The organism is Burkholderia sp. A2 (assembly GCF_001729305.1).
Classification (GTDB): Bacteria; Pseudomonadota; Gammaproteobacteria; order Burkholderiales; family Burkholderiaceae; genus Burkholderia; species Burkholderia sola.
The window spans coordinates 3,490-3,973 of record NZ_LZXX01000036.1; the positions used below are offsets into that span (position 1 = coordinate 3,490).

Sequence of the window (484 nt, forward strand, 5' to 3'; positions counted from 1 at the left end):
GTGCATGCGCGGGCCGCCGACGCGTCGCGCGCATTCGCGGCGTTCCTGAAGACGGCGCCCGCTGTCGCGGTGCTCAACGAGACGGGCCTCGACCCGCTCTGACGCACCGAGCCGTATCGACCCATGAGGAGACGATGAAGACGAACAAGATCCTGACGCGGCTTGCACTGGCCGCCGCGTTGGCGGCATCGGGTGCCGCCTGTACCACGCAACCTGTCGATGCGAATGCGGTTCAACGCACGCTCGTATCGAAAGGCGATGTGCAGATCGAAACGCTCGCGCAAGGACGCGGGCCGGTGATCGTGATCCTGCCGTCGCTGGCGCGCGGCGCGGAAGATTACGACGAAGTCGCGCGCCTGCTCGCGCACGACGGATTCCGCGTATTGCGACCGCAACCGAGAGGCATCGGCCGCAGTACGGGGCCGCTGACCGGTCTCGACCTGCATGCGTTCGCCGCGGACATTGCGCTCGTGCTCGATCGCGA

At 67.4% G+C, this 484-nt stretch carries 1 protein-coding gene; it reads left to right on the top strand.

Translation table 11 applies throughout. The features are described from left to right. Positions 1 to 134: 134 nt before the first annotated feature. The coding region (locus tag A9Z05_RS03490) for an alpha/beta hydrolase (protein ID WP_141723339.1) at positions 135 to 484 on the top strand (350 nt) is incomplete at its 3' end.